The sequence below is a fragment of the Azovibrio restrictus DSM 23866 genome (assembly GCF_000429665.1).
GTDB classification, from domain to species: domain Bacteria; phylum Pseudomonadota; class Gammaproteobacteria; order Burkholderiales; family Rhodocyclaceae; genus Azovibrio; species Azovibrio restrictus.
This window is the reverse complement of the sequence record NZ_AUCH01000003.1, coordinates 155,031-178,081: the sequence shown is the minus strand read 5'-3', so window position 1 is coordinate 178,081 and position 23,051 is coordinate 155,031. Positions and strand designations below refer to the sequence as shown.

The following is a 23,051-nucleotide window of genomic DNA, read 5'->3' as shown; positions in this document are numbered from 1 at the left end:
CGGCGGGCTTACAGGAAGCGTTCCAGCAGCCGGTTGAGGAAGCGCCGTCCCGTGTCCGTGGGGGCGATCCAGTCGGGTTGCAGGTCCAGCAGCCCCTCCCGGGCCGCCCCCTGCAGCTGGGCCTGGATGGTGATCAGGGGTCGGCTGGTGCGGGCCTCGAACAGGACCGGGTCGAAGCCGCCGTTCAGACGCAGGGCGTTCATCAGGAATTCGAAGGGCAGCTGCGTCGCCTCCACCTGGCTTTCCTCCTGCACCGGGCGGCCTGCCGCCACCTCCTTCAGATAGGACTCGGGCCGCTTCCAGCGCATCTGGCGCAGCACCCGGTCGTGCAGGGTGAGCTTGCTGTGGGCGCCCGCGCCTATGCCCAGATAGTCGCCGAAGTGCCAGTAGTTGAGGTTGTGCCGGCACTGGTAGCCGGGCCGGGCGAAGGCCGAGGTCTCGTAATGGTCGAAACCGGCCGCGGCCAGCCGGGCCTCGATGGCGTCCTGCATGTCGGCACAGAGGTCCGGCTCCGGCAGCTCCGGCGGGAAGGCGGCGAAGCGGGTGTTGGGCTCCAGGGTGAGCTGGTAGCAGGACAGGTGCTGGGGCTGCAGCGCCAGGGCGGTGTCCAGGTCCGCCAGGGCCTCCTCCAGGCTCTGGCCGGGCAGGCCATACATCAGGTCCAGGTTGAAGCGTTCGAAATGCCGGGCGGCCAGGGCGGCGGCGCGGAGGGCCTCGTCCCGGTCGTGGATGCGGCCCAGGGCCTGGAGGTGAGCCGGGTTGAAGCTCTGGATGCCGAGGGACACCCGGTTGATGCCGGCGGCGCGAAAGCCCGCGAATTTCTCCGCTTCCACGGTGCCCGGATTGGCCTCCAGGGTGATTTCCGCCTCCGGCTGCAAAGACACCCGGGCCCGCACCGCCATCAAGAGCCGGTCGATCCCTGCGGCCGAAAGCAGGCTGGGAGTGCCGCCCCCGAAGAAGATGCTGCCCACCGGCCGCCCCCAGATCAGGGGCAGGGCACTCTCCAGGTCGGCCACCAGGGCATCCAGGTAGACGGCCTCGGGAATCTCGCCCTTGGCCTCATGGGAATTGAAGTCGCAATAGGGGCACTTCTGCACGCACCAGGGCACGTGGATGTAGAGGGAAAGGGGCGGCGAAACCCTGAATTCCAGCGGCGCCCCCGCCGTCTTGCCAGCGGGGAGGATGGGGATGATGCGGGAAGGGGTCATGGTTTGATGTCAGTCTGCGGGTTCGTCCCCGGCGCTGCAGCTACTCCGGCCAGTTCCCTCTCGATCTGTTTGATACTGGGCAGGCTGGTTTGCAGTTCGGCAGGCAGGGATTCCAGCAATTTGTACTCGGCAATCCCCATGGGCTGGCTTCTGTCTCCCAGGGCCTGGGCAGGGTGTCGGGAAAGTTGGAGATGGCTGCGCCGCTGCGCTCCAACAGGCGGGACTCGATCTGCATCACTAGCACATTGCGCGACCAGTTGTGCTCGATGGCTTGGGCGGCATACCAGCGCCGGGTTTCCGGGCCGGGGAGGCGGTCCAGCAACACCAGGTTGTGACCCCAAGGCAATTGTGCAACAGCCTGCTGCACAAACTCCCCGTCCGGCCAAGCCTCGGCAAAAGCACGCATGTACTTGAGATTGCGCGGCGAAAATCCCTTCATGTCGGGAAAGGCCAGCCGTAAATCCTCGGCCAGCCGTTCGATGACCTTGGCACCCCAGCCTTGTTCAGCCTGCCGGGTGAGAATGTCGCGACCGATCTGCCAGTACAGCAGCACCAGTTCACGGTTGACCGCCAGTGTGGCCCGCTGCTGAGCGGTCTGGATGCGGGTTTTCAGCCCGGACAACCAATCGGCGTAACCCGTGGGAGGCTCAGTCAGGCGGATGTGGTGGTCGCTCATGGTGCAAACCAAGCGTGGACAAGACTTTTTGTGATGCCAGGGGCGGGCTGAGGCTTTCTGTTCCGTCAGAGTTCCTGCAGCCGTTCCAGCAGCTTCTGCATGGCCAGGCCCCGGTGGGAGCGTTGGTTTTTGATTTCCGCCGGCAGTTCGGCGGCGGTCTGGCCGCTGGCCGGGTCGAGGAACAGGGGGTCGTAGCCGAAGCCGCCTTCACCCTGCAGGGCGGGCAGGATTTCCCCGTGCCACTCGCCCTCGGCGATGATGGGCTGGGGGTCTTCTGCGTGGCGCACCAGCACCAGCAGGCTGACGAAGTGGGCACGCCGGTCAGCGTGGCCGGCCAGGGCTTCCAGCAGTTTCTCGTTGTTGCGGGCGTCGCTTTTGGGTTCGCCTGCATAGCGGGCCGACTGTACGCCCGGGGCGCCGCCCAGGGCGGCGACGCAGAGGCCGGAGTCGTCGGCCAGGGCGGGCAGACCGGTGGCCGCTGCCGCGTGCCGGGCCTTGGCCAGGGCGTTTTCGATGAAGGTGCAGTGGGGCTCTTCCGCTTCGGAAACGCCCAGCTCGCCCTGGGGAATCACTTCTATGCCCAGGGGGGCGACCAGGGCCACCAGTTCCTTCAGTTTCTTGGCGTTGTTGGAGGCGAGGACCAGTTTCTTCATGGGGCTTTGCTCCCTCATGCGGCCAGGGCGCTTTCCTGGGCGGCCACCAGCTGGCGGATGCCGGCTTCGGCCAGGTCCATCAGCACGTTCATCTGCTGGCGGCTGAAGGGCTCGCCTTCGGCGGTGCCCTGGATTTCGACGATGCCGCCCTTGCCGGTCATGATCACGTTCATGTCCGTGTCGCAGCTGGAGTCTTCCGGGTAGTCCAGGTCCAGCACCGGGCTGCCCTCGAAGATGCCGACGGAGACTGCGGCGACGTGGTCCTTGAGGGGATTGGCGGCGATCTTGCCGGCAACGACCAGTTTTTCGCAGGCATCGTGCAGGGCGATCCAGGCGCCGGTGATGGAGGCGCAGCGGGTGCCCCCGTCGGCCTGCAGCACGTCGCAGTCCAGGGTGATCTGCCGTTCGCCCAGGGCGGTGAGGTCGATCACGGCGCGCAGGCTGCGGCCGATCAGCCGCTGGATTTCCTGGGTGCGGCCGGTCTGCTTGCCCTTGGCGGCTTCCCGGGCGGTGCGGGTGTGGGTGGAGCGGGGCAGCATGCCGTATTCGGCGGTGACCCAGCCCTGGCCCTTGCCGCGCAGGAAGGGAGGCACGTTTTCTTCGACGCTGGCGGTGCACAGCACCCGGGTGTTACCCATCTCGATGAGCACGGAGCCCTCGGCGTGGCAGGTGAACTGGCGGGTGATCTTGACGGGCCGAAGCTGGTCGGCGGCGCGTTGGCTGGGACGCATGGAGTTCCTTATTTCTTGAAGCTGTATTTGTCGATGGCGGCGCGGATCTCTTCGATGGCGCGCTCGATTTCGTCGTCCGAAAGTTCGGACTTGTAATTGGGGTTGCGGCCGAATTCGTCCAGCTTGGTGGTGATTTCGTTCAGGCCCATGGTCTGGGTAGACACGGCGCTCTGGGTGAGTTCCGTGTAGTTCTCCTCCCAGCGCACCACAATCATGGACAGGTTGTCCCCGTGGGCGCCGCCCCAGCGTTCCGCCTGCTGCATGAACTGGGGCACGGCCTGCATCAGGTTGGGGTTCCTCAGGGCTTCCACCAGGGTGTTGCCGGGAGATACCCCCCAGATGCCGTCGGTACACAGCACGATCAGGTCACCGGACTCCAGGGGGGTCTTGCGGGAAAACTCCACCTCGGGGGGATGGTTGCCCCCCAGGCAGCTGTAGACCTTGTTCCGTTCCGGATGGGTTTCGGCCTGGGCCGGGGAGATCAGTCCCTCGTCCAGGAGCAGCTGCACCTGGGAATGGTCCCGGCTCTGGCCGATGATGCGGCCCTTGCGGATCAGGTACAGGCGGGAATCCCCGGCATGGGCCCAGTAGGCCACGTTGTCCTGGACCACGCAGGCGACGATGGTGGTGCGGGGCGAATCCTCCAGCTTGTGGGCGGCCGAGTAGTCGAGGATGGCGTGGTGGGCGTTGCCGATGTTCTTCTGCAGGAACAGGAAGGGATCCATGAGGCTGGGCCGGGCTTCCCGCTGGAAGGCATCGGTGAGGGTCTGGACCGCGATCTGGGCGGCGATCTCCCCGTAGTAATGGCCGCCCATCCCGTCTGCCACCACCATCAGCAGGGCATCCCGGGAATAGCAGTGGGCCAGGCGGTCCTCGTTGTTTTCCCGGCCACCCTGGCGGCTTTCCTGGTAAATGGTGAATCTCATGATTTCTTCTTGAGTTTGTCTACGAGCTGGCCAAGCCAGGATTCATTGACCGGTTTTTCCGGCAGGGGTTCGCCGTTTTCCACCAGGGCCTTCTGCAGGGCGAAGGCGCTCTGGGGACGGTAGAGGTGGTTCAGGTTCAGGCACCAGTCTATGGTCTCCAGCAACTGGTCCGAGAGCTGGCCTTCCCAGCGCACCATGGCCGGAATCAGCTGGTCCTTCTGCAGCCGCTCGTCGGCGGGCTGGGGGGTGGCCCCGGCCAGGCAGGCGTACATGGAGGCGCCGATGCTGTAGATGTCGCTCCAGGGCCCCAGGTTCTTGCGCTCGCCGTAATGCTCGGGGGAGGCGAAGCCGGGGGTGTACATGGGCTTGAGGATGGGGCTGTCGGACGAAAGGGTCTGGCGGGCCGCGCCGAAGTCGATCAGCACCGGGGTGTTGTCGGTGCGCAGGTAGATGTTCGAGGGCTTCAGGTCCAGGTGCAACAGCTTGTTGGTGTGCACTACCCGCAGCCCGTTCAGGAGCCGGGTGAACACGCCCCGGATGAAACGTTCGGAAATGTGGCCCAGGTGCCGGTGGATGAATTCCTGCAGGGTGCGGCCCTGCTCGTATTCCATGACCATGTACACCGTGTCATTGGCGCGGAAGAAGTTGGTCACCCGCACCACGTTCGGGTGAGCCAGCTTGGCCAGGGCCCGGCCTTCCTCGAAAAAACATTTCATGCCGTAGCGGAAGGCCCCCAGGTGTTCGGGGGTGATCACCGGCTTGATCTCGCCATTGCCGCGCAGGGCCAGGCTGTTGGGCAGGTATTCCTTGATGGCCACGGCCTTGCCCTCGGCATCGCGGGCCAGGTACACGATGGAAAAACCGCCCAGGGAAAGCTGGCGGTCTATCGTGTATTCCTCGAGCTGGAATCCGCTGGGTAGTGCGGTGTTGGCTTGTTGGCCCATTGGCGTGGCAGGTATGATCTTGGCCTCGGCATTGTCCGGTCTCGGAGCCGGACTGTAAAGCCATTGATTCCTGCGGCATGAATGCCCCTCACCCTTCGGAAAACTCCATGATCTACAGCATGACCGGCTATGCAGCCCTGACCCGCGAATTCGAGGGCGGCAGCCTGCACCTGGAACTCAAGAGCGTCAATTCCCGTTTTCTCGACATCCATTTCCGTCTGGCCGACGAGCTGCGCCCCTATGAAATGGCGGTGCGGGAGAAGATCAGCGCCCGCCTGGGGCGGGGCAAGGTGGAGTGCCGGCTCTATTTTTCCCTGGCCCGGGGCGTGCAGCAGAACCTCAATCAGGAGATGCTCGCCGGGCTCCAGACCCTGGAGGCCCAGGTCCGGGCCCTGATGCCCGAAGCCCGGCCCCTGGCGGTGAGCGACGTGCTGCGCTGGCCGGGCATGTTCGGTGACGATGGGGTGGATTTTGCCAGCCTGGGGCCGGTGGTCCTGGCCCTGGCCGACGCGGTCCTGGATGAGTTTTCCGCCTCCCGGGCCCGGGAAGGGGACAAGCTGGCGGCGGTGATCCTGGAGCGCAGCCGTCAGATGCGCGCCGTGGTGGCCCAGGTGGAGCCGCTCATCCCGGCTGCCCAGGCCGCCTTCACCGCCAAGCTGAAGCAGCGTCTGGAAGAAGCCCTGGGCAGCGCCGACGACAGCCGGGTGCTGCAGGAAGTGGCCCTGTTCGCCGCCCGCATCGACGTGGACGAGGAGCTGGCCCGCCTGAAAACCCACCTGGACGAGCTGGAGCGGATCTTCAAGGCCGGCGGCGCCGTGGGCAAACGGCTGGATTTCCTGATGCAGGAACTGAACCGGGAAGCCAACACCCTGGGCTCCAAGGCCGCCGTGGCCGAAGTGACCCAGGCTGCCATGAACCTGAAGCTGCTCATCGAGCAGATGCGCGAACAGGTGCAGAACCTGGAATGAGCCCCATGAGTACGGATTACGCTCCCCCGGCCTACGAGGCCAAGCTTTGCCCCCCGGAACAGCTGGCGGCCCGGGCGGCCCTGTTGCCCGGGCCCCGGGTGTTCACCAACGGCTGTTTCGACATCCTGCACCGGGGCCATGCCACCTATCTGGCCCAGGCCCGGGCCCTGGGGGCCTCCCTGATCGTGGCCCTCAACTCGGACGCCTCGGTACGGCGCCAGGGCAAGGGGGCGGACCGGCCCATCAACTGCCTGGAGGACAGGCTGGCGGTGCTGGCCGCCCTGGAATGCGTCAGCCTCGTGACCTGGTTCGAGGCGGATACCCCCATCGACGCCATCCTCGCCTGCCGGCCGGAAATCCTGGTGAAGGGCGGCGACTGGCCCGTGGAGCGCATCGTCGGGGCCCCGGAGGTGCGCGGCTGGGGCGGCAGCGTCCATTCCATTCCCTTCATCCACCAGAAATCCACCACCGCCCTGCTGGAGAAGATCCGCCGCCTGTAGCCACTGCCCCCGGACGTAACCCCTCAGGCGCCGCTCCGGGCCAGGATGTGGCCGGCCAGGGCCTCGATGCCGGCGAGCGAGAGGTCGCTCCAGTCCACGCTGCCCAGGCTGGGAGGGGTCTCGAAGTGCTCGGCCCGGGAGCGGCGGTACTGGGGGTCGTAATGGTGTTGCAGCAGTTCCAGGACCAGGGGGCGCCACTGGCCTTCCCGGGCCAGCTGCTGCCAGTGGTTCACCCGCTCCCGCCCCAGGTGGGCGCGCAGTCCTTCCAGGCACAGGGCCAGCCAGTCCGGGCGTTCCAGGTAATAGTCGTAATCCCGCAGCAGGAACCCGGCCCGGGCTTCGGCCGGGGCCCGGATTTCCAGGCAGCGCCCCTGGCGTATCCGGTGCATCAGGGCCTCGGGCAGGTGCAGCCGGCCGATGCGGCGGCTTTCGGCCTCCACGAACACCGGCCGGGCCGGGTCCAGGTCCTTCAGGGCCTGCCACAGGCGGGTTTCGAAGCCGCGCTGGGAGGGCTGGGGCGCATCGGGCAGCACGCCCAGCACCGAGCCCTTGTGGGCGGCCAGGGTTTCCAGGTCCAGGACCTGGCCGCCCCGGGCGGCGATGGCCTGCAGGATGCGGGTCTTGGCGCTTCCCGTGGGGCCGCACAGGACGTGGAAGGCGAGCTGCCGGGGCAGGCTCTCCAGGGTCTGCATCAGGCTCTGGCGCCAGGCCTTGTAGCCCCCCTCGAGCTTGTCCGCCTTCCAGCCGATCTGGCGCAGGATGATCTGCATGGCGCCGCTGCGCTGGCCGCCCCGCCAGCAGTAGACCAGGGGGCGCCAGCCCATGGGTTTGTCGGCGAAGCGCTGCTGCAGATGTCCGGCGATGTTGATGGCGATCAGGGCCGCGCCCGCCTTCTTGGCCTCGAAGGGGGAGACCTGGCGGTAGAGGGTGCCGATCTGCACCCGTTCCTCGTCCGACAGGACCGGGCAGTTGATGGCGCCGGGAATGTGGTCGTCGGCAAACTCGGCCGGGGTGCGGACATCGATGATTTCCGCGTAGTCGGGGACCTGTGCTACGGTGGCGAGCCCTGGATTTTTCATGGCGGCGTGGCGGCTATCGGGGCCGCCATTCTACCGCCAGCCCTGTCTCTGCCCATGATGAACGAACTGAAACTGACCTCCTTCGCCCATGGTGGCGGTTGCGGCTGCAAGATCGCGCCAGCCGTACTTTCCCGCATCCTCGCGGCCACCCCGGCAGCGGTGATTCCGCCCCAGCTCCTGGTGGGGAGCGAATCCTCCGACGATGCGGCGGTGTATCGCCTGAACGACAGCCAGGCCCTGGTGGCCACCACCGATTTCTTCACCCCCATCGTCGATGACCCCCACGACTTCGGGCGCATCGCCGCCACCAATGCCATCTCCGACATCTATGCCATGGGCGGCAGCCCGATCCTGGCCCTGGCCATCGTCGGCATGCCCCTGGACAAGCTGCCCCTGGAAGTGATCGAGCGCATTCTGGCCGGGGGTGCCGCCGTCTGCCACAGTGCCGGCATTCCCATCGCCGGGGGGCATTCCATCGACGTGGTGGAGCCCATCTACGGCCTCGTGGTCCTGGGGCTCGTGCATCCGGACCGGGTCAAGAAGAACGGCGGGGCCCGCCCGGGGGATAGCCTGATCCTGGGCAAGCCCCTGGGGGTGGGGGTGCTCTCCGCCGCCCTCAAGCAGGGCCGGCTCTCCGAGGCCGGTTACCGGGAAATGCTCGGGCTCACCACCCAGTTGAACCGGGTGGGGGCTCGCCTGGGGGAAATGGACTCGGTGCATGCCATGACCGACGTGACCGGTTTCGGTCTGGCCGGCCACCTGCTGGAAATCTGCCGGGCTTCCGGGCTGGGGGCGCGGGTCCGTTTTGCCGACCTGCCCCTGCTGCCCGAGGCTGTCCAGCATGTGCAGGCCGGGGTGGCCACCGGCGCCTCGGGGCGCAACTGGGCCGGCTACGGGGCCGAGGTGGCTTTGGCTGACGGCCTGGGGGAGTGGCAGCAGAAGCTGATCACCGATCCCCAGACCTCGGGGGGGCTGCTGGTGAGCTGCGCCCCGGAGGCCGAAGCGGCCGTCCTGGCGGCTTTCCACGCAGCCGGGTTCGAGCGGGCGGCGCGGATTGGCGAGATGCTCGGAGAGGTGGGCAGCGGGGCGCGTCTGCAGTTCTGCTGAGCCGCCGCAGGAACGCCTAGTCGTCCTGGCCCAGGACCACGGCGGCCACCAGCTGGTGCAGCAGGTTCACCAGCTGTTCCCGGGCGGCGCATAGTTCGCCGACCCGGTCCAGGGCATCCTGGCGCCGCCCCTGGGAAATGGCCTCCACCATGACCTGGCCGAGGCGGTGGATGCGGCTGTGCACTTCGTCCATGGCGAGGAAATTGCTGTCCTGGCAGTAGGGCTGCAGCTCCCGGGCCTTGTGGTACCAGCGGCCGAAGTTGCATTCCTCGCTGCTCAGGGGCGGGATGCGCGGATGGGTGCCGTCGGCAGCCTGGACGTAGGCGAGCATCTGGTCCACCCAGTGTCGGTGCTCCACCTCCATCAGCAGCAGGGGCAGGTGGGCCCGTTCCAGCTCCAGGCTGGCGGCGGTGATCCAGGCCGGGTCCGGGGTCCAGTCCCGTACCCAGCCGGGAACAGCGGCGGCGGGCATGGGGCGGGCGATGCCGTAGCCCTGGGCGTGGTCGCAGCCCATGTGCAGCAGCATGATGCCGTGGGAGGTGCTTTCCACCCCCTCGGCGATGACCTGGCGGTGGAACACCTGGGCCAGGCCCACCACCCCTTCGACGATGGCTAGGTCTTCCGGGTCGTGCAGCATGTCGCGCACGAAGCTCTGGTCTACCTTCAGCACATCGGCAGGCAGGCGGCGCAGGTAGGCCAGGGAGGAGTAGCCGGTGCCGAAGTCGTCCAGGGCGATGCCCAGGCCCAGCTTGCGGCAGCTGCCCAGCACCTGGGCCACCTCGTTGATGTCGGCCAGGGCGGCAGATTCCAGCAGCTCGATTTCCAGGGCCCCGGCGGGCAGGGGCGGGTAGGCCTGCAGCTGGGCCGAGAGGTAGGGGAGGAATTCCGGCGACAGCAGGTGGGGGCTGGCGATGTTGATGCTGATGGAAATGTCCAGGCCCAGCTTGCGCCAGTAGGTGAGCTGGGCCAGGGCGGTGGCGATCACCCATTCCCCCAGGCGCAGTTCCAGTTCCGTGTCCTCGATCAGGGGCAGGAACTCGGCTGGGGCCAGCAGCCCCCGATCCGGATGCTGCCAGCGGATCAGGGCCTCCATGCCCAGCACCCGGCCCCGGCGCATATCCACCTTGGGTTGGTAGTAGAGCAGGAACTCATCCTGCTCCAGGGCCCGGCGGATGCGCACCAGATTTTCCTGGCGCAGGGAGGATTCCCGTTCTTCCTGGATTTCGAAGATGTGGTAGCGGTTGCGTCCGGCCTGCTTGGCCCGGTACATGGCCTGGTCCGCGTGGCGCATCAGGGCATCCGGCTCCGAGTCGTCGTCGGGGAAGAAGGTGACGCCGATGCTGGCCGAGAGGGTGACGCTCACCTCGGGCAGGGGGCAGGGTTCCGCCAGCTGGGTCAGGACCCGGTCCAGGGTGTGCAGGTAGTCGTTGCGCTCCTGGCTGCCGCCCAGGACCAGGACGAATTCGTCGCCTCCCAGCCGGGCCACCGTATCGGTTTCGCGCAGGGCGGCGGTCAGGCGCCGGGCCACCCGGGTGAGCAGCACATCCCCCACGTTGTGGCCATAGGTGTCGTTGACTGGCTTGAAGCCGTCCAGGTCCAGGTAGGCGATGGCCAGCTGGCCCTGCTCCCGGCGGGCCTGGGCCAGGGCCATCTGCAGCCGGTCGGCGAGCAGGGCCCGGTTGGGCAGGCCGGTGAGGATGTCGTAGTGGGCTAGGCGCTCGATCTTCTGCTGCTGCTTCTTCAGGTCGGAGATGTCGGTGAACACCGCGATGTAGTGGGTCACCACGCCCCGGATGTCGGTCACGGCCGTGATCGAGAGCAGCTCCGGGAAGACTTCCCCGTTCTTGCGCCGGTTCCAGATTTCTCCCTGCCAGGCGCCTTCCCGGGCCAGGGTCTCCCACATGGCCGCGTAGAACACCGAAGGGTGGCGGCCGGAACTGAGGATGCGCGGGTTCTGGCCCACCACCTCCTGGCGCAGGTAGCCGGTGATGGCGCAGAAGCTCAGGTTGACCTCCAGGATGGTGCCCCGGGTGTCGGTGAGGGCGATGCCTTCCTGGGCATTGTCGAAGACGCTGGCCAGCAGCTTCAGCCGCTCCTCCAGAGCCATGCGCGCCGTGTCGTCGATCAGGTAGCCGCGCAGCTGGCAGACCTGGCCGGTGGCGTCCTGCTCGGCGATGGTGAAGTCGCTGATCCAGCGGATCTGGCCCCAGTCATCGCGAATCCGGTAGGTCTGCTGCCACTGCTGGCGCCGGGCCTGCTGGTGCTGTTCCACCTCGGCGGTGATGCGGGCCAGGTCCTCGGGCAGGATCAGGTCCACGAAACGGAACTCCGGGGCCTCCAGGCGCTGCCCGGCAATGCCCAGCACCGTGGCTGCATTGGCGGAGGCGGACAGGACCGGCCAGCCCTGGGCGGCGCTCCAGACCAGTACGGCCACGGGGCCTTCGGCGAACAGGCGCTGTTCGGCCTCCAGTTCCTTCAGGTAGGTCCGGCTGGCGGACATTTCCCGGCGCAGTTCCCGGTTCAGGCGGCGCATGCCGTAGAGCAGCAGGGTCAGGACCGCCAGGGCGGCCCCGGCCATGGAGAGCAGCACCAGGCCGTAGCGTTTCCACAGCTCGGCCAGGCTCAGGCGGCGCTGATCGTAGGGGGGGAGCTGCAGGTCTTCCAGAAGTTCCCGCAGGGGCTGGTAGTCCCCCGCCAGGGTCCAGCCCCGGTACTGGCCGGTCCGGGAGGCCGGGTGATCGGCGGGCTGGGCCAGCAGGGCCCGGGCCACGGCTTTCTGCACCGCTTCCGGGACCCGGTTGCGGGCGGCGAAAGGCCATTCCGGGTAGAGGCGGGTGGACAGGGCCAGGGGAAAGCCGGGCTCCTGGCGTGGGGCCAGGACCTTGATGCGGCCGGGGGGAATCTTGCCCTCGGCCAGCAGGGACTCGAACACCCCGGTACGGACAAAGGCGGCATCGGCCTGCCCTGCCAGCAGGGCTTCCACGGCCCGGTCCTGGGGCTGGCCGGTGAAGGTCACCCGGGCGTCCCGGCGCAGGTCGATGCCGGCCTGGAGCAGGGTATGGGCCTGGGCCTGGTAGGCCCCCAGGGAGCTCAGGTTCACGGCGGCCAGGCGCTGGCCTTTCAGGTCGGTCAGATGGTTCAGGTCAGTACGCCGGGCGTCCACCAGGATGACGCCGCCGAAGCGGTCGCCGGTCTTGCCCGGGCCCACCAGGGTGGCCAGGCGGGTCATGGGTTCCCGGTGGTGCAGCTCGATGTAGAGGGTGGGTTGGGCGAGCACGAAATCCGGGTCCAGACCCAGGTAGCCCTGCTGCATCTCCGGCAGGGTCTGGGCCACCACGCGGACCCGGTAGCCGGGCAGGGACTGGCTCAGGTAATCGGCAGTGGCCTGCCAGCGCTGTTCCGTTTCCGCCTTGTCCCGAAAGGCCAGTACCGCCAGGGTGAGCTCGGTGCTGGCCAGGACCGGCAGGGTCCAGGCGCACAGCACCAGGACGGGCAGTCCAGGATGGCGTCCCACCAGCCGGCCCAGGCCGCGCAGGAGGGGGAGGAGGATGGCTGGGCCCATGATGGGTGGCTCAGGAAGCTCCCAGGGGGGGCGTGTGTTCCAGGCTGTCGAGCAGGGCATCCTCGCTGCCCATGCCGGGGCCGAGGCAGCAGACCCGGACCTTGGGCGGCAGGGCGATGCCTTCGCAATGCCTGCCCACCAGGCTTTCCATGCGCTGGGCGGCGGTCAGGGCCTGGGCCAGCACCGTCTGGGGGCAGGTCACCAGGAAACTGCGGTCGCCGTAGCGGCACAGCCGGTCTCCGGGGCGCAGCCCGGCCTTGAGCATCTGGGCGATCTGCATCAGCAACCGGTCCCCGGCCTGGCGGCCGAGCTGGTGGTTGATGGGGCCCAGGGAGGGCAGGGTGATCAGGATGCAGGCCAGGGGCGACTGTTCCTGGCGGGCATGGGCCACGGCCTGATGCAGCTGGGTGATGCCCTGCTGGCGATGGGGCAGGCCCGTGAGGGGGTCGCTGTGGGCCATGTCCTGCAGGCGCCGGTGGGTGGCGGCGAAATCGGCGGCGCAGCGCTGGAAGTTGATCCGGTCCCGTTCGATTTCCTTCCTCAGGGTGATGACGCGCCGGGCCGCCCGCAGCCGGGCCGCGAACACCCGGGGCTTGAGGGGCTTGCCGATGAAGTCGTCCACCCCGGCGGCAAAGGCTTCCACCAGCTTGTCATCGTCGGAAAGCTGGGTCAGGAGCAGGATGAAGGTGGCCTTGCCCTCTTCGGTCTGGCGCAGGCGGCGGGTGAGCTCCAGGCCGTCGGTGCCGGGCATCAGCCAGTCGGAGACCACCAGGTCCGGGTGCCATTCCTCGGCCAGCTTGAGGGCGGCGCTACCGTCGGCGGCATCCATCACCTCGAAGCCCAGCTGCTCCAGCAGGGCGCGCAGGAAGCCCCGCAGGCTGCCTTCATCGTCCACCACCAGAACCCGCAGCTTTTCCGTATCCCCCTGTTCCAGCAGGGGATCGCCGCCCGGGTTCAGGCCCGGGGGCTGAGCCAGCTGGGCGAAGGGGGGCAGCTCTCCGGCGGGGACCTCGAACAGGCCGGCCCAGTCCTGCCATTCGGCCACCACCCGGTCCACCAGTTCGGGCAGGTTGTCCGGGTCCATGGACAGGCGGGCCCCCTGCATCAGCAGCCCGGCCACCATGCTGCGCCGCTGGGCCGGATCGGCCAGGCAGACCTGGACGATGGCCGAAGCCAGATTGATGGCCTGGAGCAGGTTCCAGGAGCGGCTGTCTTCCCGGAACGGGGCCCGGTCCGGCGCCTCCTGCCAGGCCACGGGGTCGGTGAAGATGGCGGGCAGGCCCCAGTCGGTGAGCATGTCGGCGGCCAGGGCGGCACTGTCCTGGCCGTAGCGGGTTTTTTCCGCCGCCGCCCGTTCCCGGGGGGAGAGGGGGGCGATTTCCTCGTAACTTTCGGGGAAGCCGCTGGCCAGGGCCAGGTCGCCGATGCGCACCAGCAGCCCGAGGCTGAAGGCTTCTTCCACGGGGATGGCCCGGACCTGCTGACAGATGGCCTGCAGGGCCAGGCCCCGCAGCAGGCAGCCGGACCAGTAACGTTTGTAATCGAAGGATTTGCAGGGCCCCTGGCGATGGTCGCCGAGCAGGCAGAAGCCCAGGGCCAGGCCGCGGACGGCAGAGAATCCCAGGAGACGCACGGCGTCCCGGAGGGAGGCCACCGGGCGTTGGCCTACGGGACGCACGGCATTGGCGGCCTTGAGCAGGCGCCCGGTGAGTACCGGATCGGCGGAGATGGCGTGGGCCAGGTCCTCCAGGCTGGAACTTTCCTTTTGGGTCAGGCGCAGCACCGCCAGGGCGGGGCCCCGGGGGGAGGGCAGCCTGTTCTCGTTCTGCAGGCGGGTATGGAGGGGAATATTGTTGGTCATTGGTGAAACTCCCTGATTCCCCCATATTACCAAAGCGGGGGGCCCTTGCCGCAGGGCTTTGTGAGCTTTCCGGGGCGCTTCACCGGGCCTTCCGGGGCGGCGCCTGCGGCTCCCCCTACCCAAAAAGGGGGCTTTTCGCCGATAATTCAGCCCTTTCCTTCGCCCGGCAGCAGGTTTTCCATGAGCGCTAGTTCCCAGCAGGTTTCCTTCAATCCCTTGACTGGCGCCATCCGCGCCCTGGCCATGGATGCAGTGCAGAAGGCCAATTCCGGCCACCCGGGGGCTCCCATGGGCATGGCGGAAATCGCCGAGGTGCTGTGGCGCCGCCACCTGAAGCACAACCCGGCCAATCCCCTGTGGGCCGACCGCGACCGCTTCGTGCTCTCCAACGGGCACGGCTCCATGCTGATCTATGCCCTGCTGCACCTGACCGGCTACGCCGTCTCCATCGACGACCTGAAGAATTTCCGCCAGTTCGGCTCCCCCACCGCCGGTCACCCGGAAGTGGGCCACATCCCCGGCGTGGAAACCACCACCGGTCCTCTGGGCCAGGGCATCAGCAACGCCGTGGGCTTCGCCCTGGCCGAGAAGGTGCTGGCCGCCGAGTTCAACCGGCCCGGCCATGCGGTGGTTGACCACTACACCTACGCCTTCCTGGGCGATGGCTGCCTGATGGAAGGGATTTCCCACGAGGCCTGCTCTCTGGCCGGCACCCTGGGCCTGGGCAAGCTGATTGCCTTCTACGACGATAACGGCATCTCCATCGACGGCCATGTGGAAGGCTGGTTCACCGACGACACCCCGAAGCGCTTCGAGTCTTACGGCTGGCAGGTGATCCCCGCCGTGAACGGCCACGATGCCGCCGCCGTGGAAGCCGCCCTCAAGGCCGCCCAGGCCGAGACCGGCAAGCCCACCCTGATCTGCTGCAAGACCGTGATCGGCATGGGTTCCCCCAACAAGGGCGGCAGCCACGACTGCCACGGCGCCCCCCTGGGCGCCGAGGAAATCGCCGCCGCCCGGGCCTGCATCGGCTGGGAACACGCCCCCTTCGAAATCCCCGCCGACGTGTACGCCGCCTGGGATGCCAAGGCCAAGGGCGCCGCTGCTGAAACCGAGTGGGCCGGCCGCTTCGCCGCCTACAAGGCCGCCTTCCCCGAACTGGCCGCCGAGTTCGAGCGCCGGGTGATCAAGAACGAACTGCCCGCCAACTGGAACGAGCAGGTCGCCGCCTTCGTCGCCGCCTGCAAGGACAAGGCGGAGAACATCGCCACCCGCAAGGCCAGCCAGAACGCCATCGCCGCCTACCTGCCCGGCCTGCCCGAGCTGTTCGGCGGCTCCGCCGACCTGGCCGCTTCCAACCTGACCTTCGTCAAGGGCAGCAAGGGCGTCACCCGCACCGAGGGGGGCAACTACTGCTTCTACGGGGTGCGCGAGTTCGGCATGACCGCCATCGCCAACGGCATCGCCCTGCACGGCGGCCTGGTGCCCTACACCGCCACCTTCCTGGTGTTCTCCGACTACGCCCGCAACGCCATCCGCATGGCGGCGCTGATGAAGCAGCGCCAGATCATGGTCTACACCCATGACTCCATCGGCCTGGGCGAGGACGGCCCCACCCACCAGCCCGTGGAGCACATCCCCAGCCTGCGCCTGATCCCCAATCTGGACGTGTGGCGCCCCTGCGACGCCACCGAAACCGCCGTGGCCTGGGCCAATGGCATCGAACGCATGGATGGGCCCAGCCTGCTGGCCCTGTCCCGCCAGAACCTGCCCACGGTCACCGGCGCCATTGCCGCCGAGACTATCCGTAAGGGCGGCTACGTGCTCTCGGACGCCGAGCATCCCAAGGCCGTGCTCATTGCCACCGGCTCCGAAGTGAAGCTGGCCCTGGACGCCCAGGCCGCCCTGGCCGCTGAAGGCATCGCCGTGCGCGTGGTCTCCATGCCCTGTACCAGCGCCTTCGACCGGCAGAGCAAGGACTACAAGCTGTCCGTGCTCGGCAGCCACGTGCGCCGCATCGCCATCGAAGCCGCCCACGGGGACGGCTGGTACAAGTACGTGGGCCTGCACGGGGCGGTAATCAGCATCAACGAATTCGGTGCCTCCGCGCCTGCCGGCAAGCTTTTCGAACATTACGGGTTCACCGTGGCCAACGTGGTGAACACCGTGAAGGCCGGGCTCTGAGCCGGGCTGCTGATTTGACGCAAACTGAACACACATTCCAATAAAGGAGAGAAGGTCATGGCTATCAAGGTCGCCATCAACGGTTTTGGTCGTATCGGTCGCTGCACCCTGCGCGCCATCTACGAACAGGGGCTGCAGAACGAGTTCGAAGTGGTTGCCATCAACGCCTCCGGCGATCTGGCCACCAATGCCCACCTGCTCAAGTACGACACCACCCATGGCCGTTTCGGCACCTCCGTGGAAACCGAAGGTGAAAACTGCATCATCATCGACGGCAAGAAGATTCCCTTCTACTCCACCAAGGACCCCAAGGGTGTGAACTGGGCCAGCCACGGCGTGGACGTCCTGCTCGAGTGCACCGGCGCCTACACCACCAAGGCCAAGGCTGCCGCCCTGCTCGAACAAGGCGCCAAGCGGGTGCTGATCTCCGCTCCCGGCGGTGACGACGTGGACGGCACCATCGTCATGGGCGTCAACGAAGGCGTGCTGACCCAGGCCATGACCGTGGTTTCCAATGCCTCCTGCACCACCAACTGCCTGGCCCCCGTGGCCAAGGTGCTGTCCGACAACATCGGCATCAAGTCCGGCCTGATGACCACGGTGCACGCCTACACCAACGACCAGGTCACGGTGGACGTGCGCCACAAGGACCTGCGCCGCGCCCGGGCCGCTGCCGCCAACATCATCCCCACCAAGACCGGTGCCGCCAAGGCCGTGGGCCTGGTGCTGCCGCAGCTGGTGGGCAAGTTCGACGGCTTCGCCCTGCGCGTGCCCACCATCAACGTCTCCCTGGTGGATCTGACCTTCACCGCCGAGCGCGCCACCACCAAGGACGAAATCAACGCCCTGATGACCGCCGCCGCCAACGGCCCCCTGAAGGGCATCATGGCCGTGAACAACGAACCCCTGGTGTCCTCCGACTTCAACCACACCACGGTTTCTTCCACCTTCGACGCGACGCAGACGCGTGTATTGAAGGCCGAAGACGGTTCCACCCTGGTGAAGGTCCTGGCCTGGTACGACAACGAGTGGGGCTACTCCTGCCGCATGCTCGACGCCGCCCGTGCCTGGATGGCCGCCAAGTAAGCCCCTGCGGGCTGAAGCAGAAACCGCCCGGTACGCCTGGCGGTTTTTTTATGACCGGTTTTCCCCCGAGGTGCTGCCATGACTTACCTGTTTCCTCCTTCACCCACGGTTTCCCTGCCCATCGTTGGCCGGGCCGAGGGCTTTCCCGTGCGCCGGGTCTATTGCGTCGGCCGCAACTACGCCGACCATGCCCGCGAGATGGGTGCCGACACCCGGGAACCTCCCTTCTTCTTCAGCAAACCCGCCGACGCCCTGGTGCCGGTGCTCGGGGAGTCGCCCCAGCCGGTGGCCTATCCTCCCGCCACCGGCAACCTGCAGCACGAAGTGGAGCTGGTGCTGGCCATCGGTCCCGGGGTGCTGGAGCTGGGAGACCGGGGCCAGGATATTCCCGTGCCGGAGGCCCTGGGGGCCGTGTTCGGTTACGCCGTGGGCTTTGATCTGACCCGCCGGGACCTGCAGCAGCGGGCCAAGGAAAAGGCCCATCCTTGGGACATGGGCAAGGGCTTCGACCAGTCCGGGCCCATCGGCCCCATCCTGCCGGCCGAGGTGGCCGGCCATCCCGAAGCGGGCAGCATCTGGCTGGAGGTGAATGGGGAGCGGCGCCAGTCCGGCGACCTGGCGCAGATGAGCTGGAAGGTGGCCGAGGTGGTGGCCAATTTGTCCACCTACCTGCGCCTGGCCCCCGGGGACCTGATCTTTACCGGGACCCCCGCCGGGGTGTCCACCGTGGTCCGGGGCGATACCCTGGTGGGAGCGGTGCAGGGCATAGGCCGGATCGCCATTACCCTGGTCTGAAGGGGCTCAGGCCTTGAGCCCGGTTTCCAGCAGGGGGAAGCTGGGCGTCTGGCTCTGCATGTAGGACTTGAGCTGGGCCTGGGTGGCATCGGAGGTGCTGCTCAGGGTGGGGCGCACTTCATCGGCCCCTTCCTGCTTCTTGCCCAGCAGCTTTTCCTTGATCCGGTCGGCAATTTCATCTTCCATGGCGGCACGTTTTTCCGGCGGCATGGCGGCAAGTTCTTCCTCGCTGATGCCCAGGTCCTTCAGCACCTGCTCGCGCATCAGTTCAGCCGGGCTCTTCTCCATGTATTCCTTGAACTGGGCCCACAGGGCTTCATGGGCCGCTTGGGCGGCAGCAGCCTTTTCCTCCTGGGTCTGGATCTTGGCGCCGCTGCTGCTCTTTTCGTTGTCGCTCTGGCTGACGGCCCCAAGGCCGGGGAAATCCGTTTCGTTGTTACGCTTGCTGGAGCTGCTGGTGGTGTAGGCGCTCAGGCCGGTGTAGCGGTTGTCGATCTGCATGATGAGCTTCCTGGATGCCGGATGGCCTGCCTCTGCAAGCTCCATGCCACCGGCAATGACCGGGGTCCGGTCGGTGGCATCGGACCAGGCATCGGTTTTTTCGCGCCAACCCTGTAAAATCCCGCCCTTCAACCATTTCCTGACCTGGCCCCGTGACCGGCTCCTGTCGCCCCCTCCGCCTTGCCATCAACGGTTATGGCCGCATCGGTCGCTGCTTCCTGCGCGCCCTCTACGAGGCAGGCCTGGCCGGGGAACTCCAGGTGGCCGCCATCAACGAGCCGGCCGACCTGGCCAGCATCGCCTACCTGACCCGCTTCGATTCCACCCACGGCCGCTTTCCCGGCCAGGTGGAAGCCGGGGAGGATCATCTGCTCATCGACGGCCGGGCCATCCCTGTCACCCATGCCAGTGAGCCCGAGGCGGTGGATTGGGACGACCTGGGCATAGACCTGGTGGTGGAATGCTCGGGCCAGTACAGCGACCGGCCCGGCATCAGCCGCTTCCTGGCGGCCGGAGCGCCCCGGGTGCTGCTCTCCCATCCGGCCAACAGTGCCGCCGACGTGGATGCCACGGTGGTCCATGGCATCAACCAGGAACTGCTCACCGGGCGGGAGCGCATCGTCTCCAATGCCTCCTGCACCACCAATGCGGTGGTGCCCATTCTCGATCTGCTGGGCCGGGAGCTGGGGTTGGAGCAGGTGCTGCTCACCACCCTGCATTCGGTCATGAACGATCAGCCCCTGATCGACGGCTATCACCACACGGACCTGCGCCGTACCCGGTCCGCCATGCAGTCCATCATTCCCGTGTCCACCGGTTTGGCCCGGGGGGTGGAGCGCTTGCTCCCCGCCCTGGCCGGCAAGGTCCAGGCCAAGGCCATCCGGGTGCCCACCACCAATGTTTCCGCCATCGACCTGGTGCTGCAGTTCGGCCGGGAGGTGAGCGCCCGGGAGATCAACCGCCGGCTCCAGGCGGCAGCGGCGGACCGGTTCCGGGGGCTGCTGGCCTATTCGGAGGAAACCCACGCCTCCATCGATTTCAACCACGATGCCCATTCGGCCATCGTGGATGGCAGCCAGACCCGCAGCATCGGCCCCCGGCTGATCAATCTGCTGGTCTGGTTCGACAACGAGTGGGGCTTTGCCAACCGGATGCTGGACGTGACCCGGTACTGGCGGGGCCTCTGGCCCGACACTTCACACCATTCCCAATAACAGGAGACTTTCCATGCAAGTCAAGAAACTCACCGACCTGGACGTGGCCGGCAAGCGCGTCTTCATCCGTGCCGACCTGAACGTGCCCCAGGACGAAGCCGGCAACATCACCGAAGATACCCGCATCAAGGCCTCCCTGCCTTCCATCCAGTACTGCCTGGACAAGGGCGCCGCGGTGATGGTCACCTCCCACCTGGGCCGTCCCACCGAGGGCGAAGTCGGCCCCGATGACACCCTGGCCCCGGTGGCCGTGCGCCTCGGGCAGCTGCTCAAGAAGCCGGTGCGCCTGGTGCAGAACTGGGTGGACGGCGGTTTCGAGGTGAAGCCCGGCGAAGTGGTGCTGCTGGAAAACTGCCGCTGCAACAAGGGGGAAAAGAAAAACAACGAGGAACTGGCGAAGAAGATGGCCGCCCTCTGCGACGTCTATGTCAATGACGCCTTTGGCACCGCCCACCGGGCCGAGGCCACCACCCACGGCATCGCCCAGTTCGCTCCGGTGGCCTGCGCCGGCATCCTGATGGGAGGCGAGATCGACGCCCTGGGCAAGGCCCTGCACAACCCCAAGCGTCCCCTGGTGGCTATTGTCGGCGGCGCCAAGGTGTCCTCCAAGCTGACCATCCTCAAGTCCCTGGCCGAGAAGGTGGACCAGCTGATCGTCGGCGGCGGCATCGCCAACACCTTCCTGCTCGCCTCCGGCAAGCGCATCGGCGAATCCCTGGCCGAGCCCGACCTGGTCAAGGAAGCCCACGCCATCATGGACATGATGAAGCAGCGCGGCGCCGAAGTGCCCCTGCCCACCGACGTGGTGGTGGCCGACGAAGTTTCCGCCCTGGCCCGAGCCAACAAGATTTCCGTAGACGACGTCTCCGCCCATGACCGCATCCTGGACGTGGGCCCCAAGAGCGCCGTGAAGCTGGCCGAGATCATCGCCAATGCCGGCACCATCGTCTGGAACGGCCCCGTGGGCGTCTTCGAGCACGCCCAGTTCGCCGGCGGCACCAAGATGCTGGCCTCCGCCATCGCCCACTCGGAAGCCTTCTCCATCGCCGGCGGTGGCGACACCCTGGCGGCCATCGCCAAGTTCCACATCGCCGACGACGTGGGTTACATCTCCACCGGCGGCGGCGCCTTCCTGGAATTCCTGGAAGGCAAGACCCTGCCCGCCATCGCCGCCCTGGAAGCCCGCTACCAGGGCTGAGTTGCGTCGCATGGGACAAGGGGCGCCGGGCCAGAGCCGCAGCGCCCCTTTTTCATAGGGAGTTCCCGTGAGCCTGGTGCATATCGGTCCGCTGCAACTGGAAGTGGAGCGCTTCGGCCCTCCGGCGGCGCCGGCCGTCCTGCTGATCCAGGGCCTGGGTACGCCGCTCACCCGCTGGCCCCTGTCCCTGGTGCAAGCCCTGGTGGATGCCGGCTGCCAGGTGATCCGTTTCGACAATCGGGACGTGGGGCTCTCCAGCAAGCTCGACCACCTGGGGCGTCCCCGGCTCGGGGCCCTGCTGCGGGGCGAAGCGGTGCCGGTGCCCTACGGCCTGGACGACCTGGCGGCCGATGCCCTGGCCCTGCTGGATGCCCTCGCCATTACCCGGGCCCACGTGGTGGGCGCCTCCATGGGCGGCATGGTGGCCCAGCTCCTGGCCGCCCGGCATCCGGAGCGCTGCCTGTCCCTCACCTCCATCATGTCTTCCAGCGGCAACCCGGCCCTGCCGCCGCCCACGCCGGCTGCCCAGCGGGCCCTGTGCGCGCCCCTGCCCGAGTCCCGGGACGAGGCCGCCGTGGTGGAGGATGCCCTGGCCCGTCAGCGGGTGCTGATGAGCCCGGGCTATCCCACCCCGGAAGCGGAGCTGCGCGCCATGTTCGCCGCCGAATACCGGCGCAGCTTCCATCCCTCCGGCGTGGCCCGGCAGCTGGCGGCTTTGCTCCGGGGCGGTGACCGGCGTCCCCTGCTGGCCCGGCTGCGGCTGCCCGCCACGGTCTTGCATGGGGAGGCGGACCCGCTGATCCCCGTTGCTTGCGGCCGGGATACGGCCGCCGCCATCCCCGGCGCCCGGCTGCGCCTGATACCAGGCATGGGCCACGACTTCCCCGAAGCCCTGATGGCACAGTTCGCCGAGGCCATCCTCAACCCGCCCTGAAAGGGCTCCAGCCGGTCTTCCCCTCCGCCGGGGGGAGCGGAAATCTGCTCTAATTGAGGCTTCATCCGGAAAAGGCCTTACATGAGCGCAACCCTCCCCGACCTGAGCCTGATCGAAGCCCGCATCCTGGGTGTCCTGATCGAGAAGGAACGCACCACCCCCGATGTCTATCCCCTCACCGTGAACAGCCTCACCGCCGGCTGCAACCAGAAAACCTCCCGGGACCCGGTCCTGAGCCTCAAGGAGAGTGAGGTGCAGGAGGCCCTGGAGGCCCTGCGCAGCCGCAATCTGGTGCTGGAAACCTACGGAGCTTCGGGGCGGGTGCTGCGTTATGCCCACAATTTCGGCAAGACCTACGGGCTGCCCGGGCCCATGGTGCCGCTCCTGGCGGTGCTGGCCCTGCGCGGGCCCCAGACGGCCAGCGAGCTGCGCGCCAATTGCGAGCGCCTGCACAGCTTTGCCGATGCTTCGGCCGTGGAAGCCTATCTGGAAGAGCTGGCCGGCCGGGAATGTCCCCTGGCCGTGAAACTGCCCCGCCAGCCCGGCGCCCGGGAGCAGCGCTGGATGCACCTGCTCTGCGGCCCGGTGGACGTGAGCGCGCCGCTGCCCGCCGCTGCGCCCTCAGCCGGTGGGCTGGAAGCCCGGGTACAGACCCTGGAAAACCGGGTCGCCGAACTGGAGCACCTGGTGCAGCAGCTGCTGGCCCGGGGGGAATGAACCTAAAAACCTCACTACATAGATACAAAGACACAGAGAAGTTCAAAAAAACAATGGCTTGCATTATCTTCTGCGCTCACCTGGAAAGTGACCTGGCCTTCCAGGACAAGTCTTTGTTTTTCCTCGGCGTCTCTGTGCCTCTGTGGTTTAACTGAGGTTTTAAGGATGAATCAAGCCGCCGTTCCCGGACCGGGGGCGGTACAACAA

20 protein-coding genes are annotated in these 23,051 nt (G+C 67.3%); 10 read left to right on the top strand and 10 right to left on the bottom strand.

The annotated features are described in order from the left end of the window. Window positions 1-8 precede the first annotated feature (8 nt). The 6 genes from hemW to G474_RS0104520 form a co-directional block, all read right to left on the bottom strand. Window positions 9-1,208, bottom strand: coding sequence for a radical SAM family heme chaperone HemW (gene hemW, locus G474_RS0104545; protein WP_026685942.1), 1,200 nt, complete (start codon window positions 1,206-1,208; stop codon window positions 9-11). Window positions 1,209-1,248: 40 nt separating this feature from the next. Continuing rightward, the gene (locus G474_RS19530; RefSeq protein ID WP_211228051.1) at window positions 1,249-1,884 is read right to left on the bottom strand and encodes a DUF1016 N-terminal domain-containing protein; all 636 of its coding nucleotides are present in this window, start codon (window positions 1,882-1,884) and stop codon (window positions 1,249-1,251) included. 65 nt (window positions 1,885-1,949) lie between these two features. Beyond that, on the bottom strand, window positions 1,950-2,537 hold the full coding sequence (gene rdgB / locus G474_RS0104535) for an RdgB/HAM1 family non-canonical purine NTP pyrophosphatase (protein ID WP_026685941.1): 588 nt from the start codon (window positions 2,535-2,537) through the stop codon (window positions 1,950-1,952). A gap of 14 nt (window positions 2,538-2,551) precedes the next feature. Continuing rightward, on the bottom strand, window positions 2,552-3,268 hold the full coding sequence (gene rph, locus G474_RS0104530) for a ribonuclease PH (RefSeq protein ID WP_026685940.1): 717 nt from the start codon (window positions 3,266-3,268) through the stop codon (window positions 2,552-2,554). Window positions 3,269-3,276: 8 nt separating this feature from the next. Continuing rightward, a complete protein-coding gene (locus tag G474_RS0104525) occupies window positions 3,277-4,194 on the bottom strand; it encodes a PP2C family protein-serine/threonine phosphatase (RefSeq protein ID WP_026685939.1) in 918 nt (305 codons plus the stop codon). Next, window positions 4,191-5,138, bottom strand: a complete 948-nt coding sequence (locus tag G474_RS0104520) for a serine/threonine protein kinase (RefSeq protein WP_026685938.1) — start codon at window positions 5,136-5,138, stop codon at window positions 4,191-4,193. The genes G474_RS0104525 and G474_RS0104520 overlap by 4 nt, the downstream gene beginning before the upstream one ends. 107 nt (window positions 5,139-5,245) lie before the next feature. On the opposite strand from G474_RS0104520, the gene G474_RS0104515 reads away from it, so the two are divergent. Both G474_RS0104515 and G474_RS0104510 read left to right on the top strand, forming a co-directional pair. Further along, the gene (locus tag G474_RS0104515) at window positions 5,246-6,106 is read left to right on the top strand and encodes a YicC/YloC family endoribonuclease (protein WP_026685937.1); all 861 of its coding nucleotides are present in this window, start codon (window positions 5,246-5,248) and stop codon (window positions 6,104-6,106) included. A 5-nt stretch (window positions 6,107-6,111) separates the two neighbouring features. After that, window positions 6,112-6,606 carry an adenylyltransferase/cytidyltransferase family protein gene (locus tag G474_RS0104510; protein WP_026685936.1) on the top strand — a complete coding sequence of 165 codons (495 nt, stop codon included), beginning with the start codon at window positions 6,112-6,114 and terminating at the stop codon, window positions 6,604-6,606. A 23-nt stretch (window positions 6,607-6,629) separates the two neighbouring features. On the opposite strand, the gene mnmH is transcribed toward G474_RS0104510, so the two are convergent. Then, window positions 6,630-7,685 (bottom strand): tRNA 2-selenouridine(34) synthase MnmH, encoded by a 1,056-nt coding sequence (gene mnmH / locus G474_RS0104505; RefSeq protein ID WP_026685935.1) that lies wholly within the window; start codon window positions 7,683-7,685, stop codon window positions 6,630-6,632. Between the two features lie 57 nt (window positions 7,686-7,742). On the opposite strand from mnmH, the gene selD reads away from it, so the two are divergent. After that, complete coding sequence (gene selD / locus G474_RS0104500; RefSeq protein ID WP_026685934.1) at window positions 7,743-8,792, top strand: selenide, water dikinase SelD; 1,050 nt, start codon at window positions 7,743-7,745, stop codon at window positions 8,790-8,792. A 16-nt stretch (window positions 8,793-8,808) separates the two neighbouring features. On the opposite strand, the gene G474_RS21855 is transcribed toward selD, so the two are convergent. Further along, window positions 8,809-12,354, bottom strand: coding sequence for an EAL domain-containing protein (locus G474_RS21855; RefSeq protein ID WP_051281845.1), 3,546 nt, complete (start codon window positions 12,352-12,354; stop codon window positions 8,809-8,811). 10 nt (window positions 12,355-12,364) lie between these two features. Beyond that, window positions 12,365-14,215, bottom strand: a complete 1,851-nt coding sequence (locus tag G474_RS19520; protein ID WP_051281843.1) for an HDOD domain-containing protein — start codon at window positions 14,213-14,215, stop codon at window positions 12,365-12,367. A gap of 180 nt (window positions 14,216-14,395) precedes the next feature. On the opposite strand from G474_RS19520, the gene tkt reads away from it, so the two are divergent. The 3 genes from tkt to G474_RS0104475 all read left to right on the top strand — a co-directional run bounded on the left by tkt (window position 14,396) and on the right by G474_RS0104475 (window position 18,280). Next, complete coding sequence (gene tkt, locus G474_RS0104485) at window positions 14,396-16,399, top strand: transketolase (RefSeq protein ID WP_026685933.1); 2,004 nt, start codon at window positions 14,396-14,398, stop codon at window positions 16,397-16,399. A 57-nt stretch (window positions 16,400-16,456) separates the two neighbouring features. Then, window positions 16,457-17,485: a type I glyceraldehyde-3-phosphate dehydrogenase gene (gene gap, locus G474_RS0104480; RefSeq protein WP_026685932.1), complete on the top strand. Its 1,029-nt coding sequence runs from the start codon at window positions 16,457-16,459 to the stop codon at window positions 17,483-17,485. Window positions 17,486-17,563: 78 nt separating this feature from the next. Beyond that, window positions 17,564-18,280 carry a fumarylacetoacetate hydrolase family protein gene (locus G474_RS0104475; protein WP_026685931.1) on the top strand — a complete coding sequence of 239 codons (717 nt, stop codon included), beginning with the start codon at window positions 17,564-17,566 and terminating at the stop codon, window positions 18,278-18,280. 6 nt (window positions 18,281-18,286) lie between these two features. Here the strand turns inward: G474_RS0104475 and G474_RS21850 are convergent, their stop codons facing one another. Next, window positions 18,287-18,781 carry a hypothetical protein gene (locus tag G474_RS21850; protein ID WP_051281841.1) on the bottom strand — a complete coding sequence of 165 codons (495 nt, stop codon included), beginning with the start codon at window positions 18,779-18,781 and terminating at the stop codon, window positions 18,287-18,289. 152 nt (window positions 18,782-18,933) lie between these two features. On the opposite strand from G474_RS21850, the gene G474_RS0104465 reads away from it, so the two are divergent. The 4 genes from G474_RS0104465 (at window position 18,934) to G474_RS0104450 (ending at window position 22,844) form a co-directional block, all read left to right on the top strand. After that, window positions 18,934-19,995 carry a type I glyceraldehyde-3-phosphate dehydrogenase gene (locus G474_RS0104465; RefSeq protein ID WP_026685930.1) on the top strand — a complete coding sequence of 354 codons (1,062 nt, stop codon included), beginning with the start codon at window positions 18,934-18,936 and terminating at the stop codon, window positions 19,993-19,995. Window positions 19,996-20,008: 13 nt separating this feature from the next. Beyond that, complete coding sequence (locus tag G474_RS0104460) at window positions 20,009-21,193, top strand: phosphoglycerate kinase (RefSeq protein WP_026685929.1); 1,185 nt, start codon at window positions 20,009-20,011, stop codon at window positions 21,191-21,193. 67 nt (window positions 21,194-21,260) lie between these two features. Then, a complete protein-coding gene (locus tag G474_RS0104455; protein WP_026685928.1) occupies window positions 21,261-22,127 on the top strand; it encodes an alpha/beta fold hydrolase in 867 nt (288 codons plus the stop codon). An 81-nt stretch (window positions 22,128-22,208) separates the two neighbouring features. After that, on the top strand, window positions 22,209-22,844 hold the full coding sequence (locus G474_RS0104450) for a YceH family protein (RefSeq protein ID WP_026685927.1): 636 nt from the start codon (window positions 22,209-22,211) through the stop codon (window positions 22,842-22,844). Window positions 22,845-23,051 lie beyond the last annotated feature (207 nt).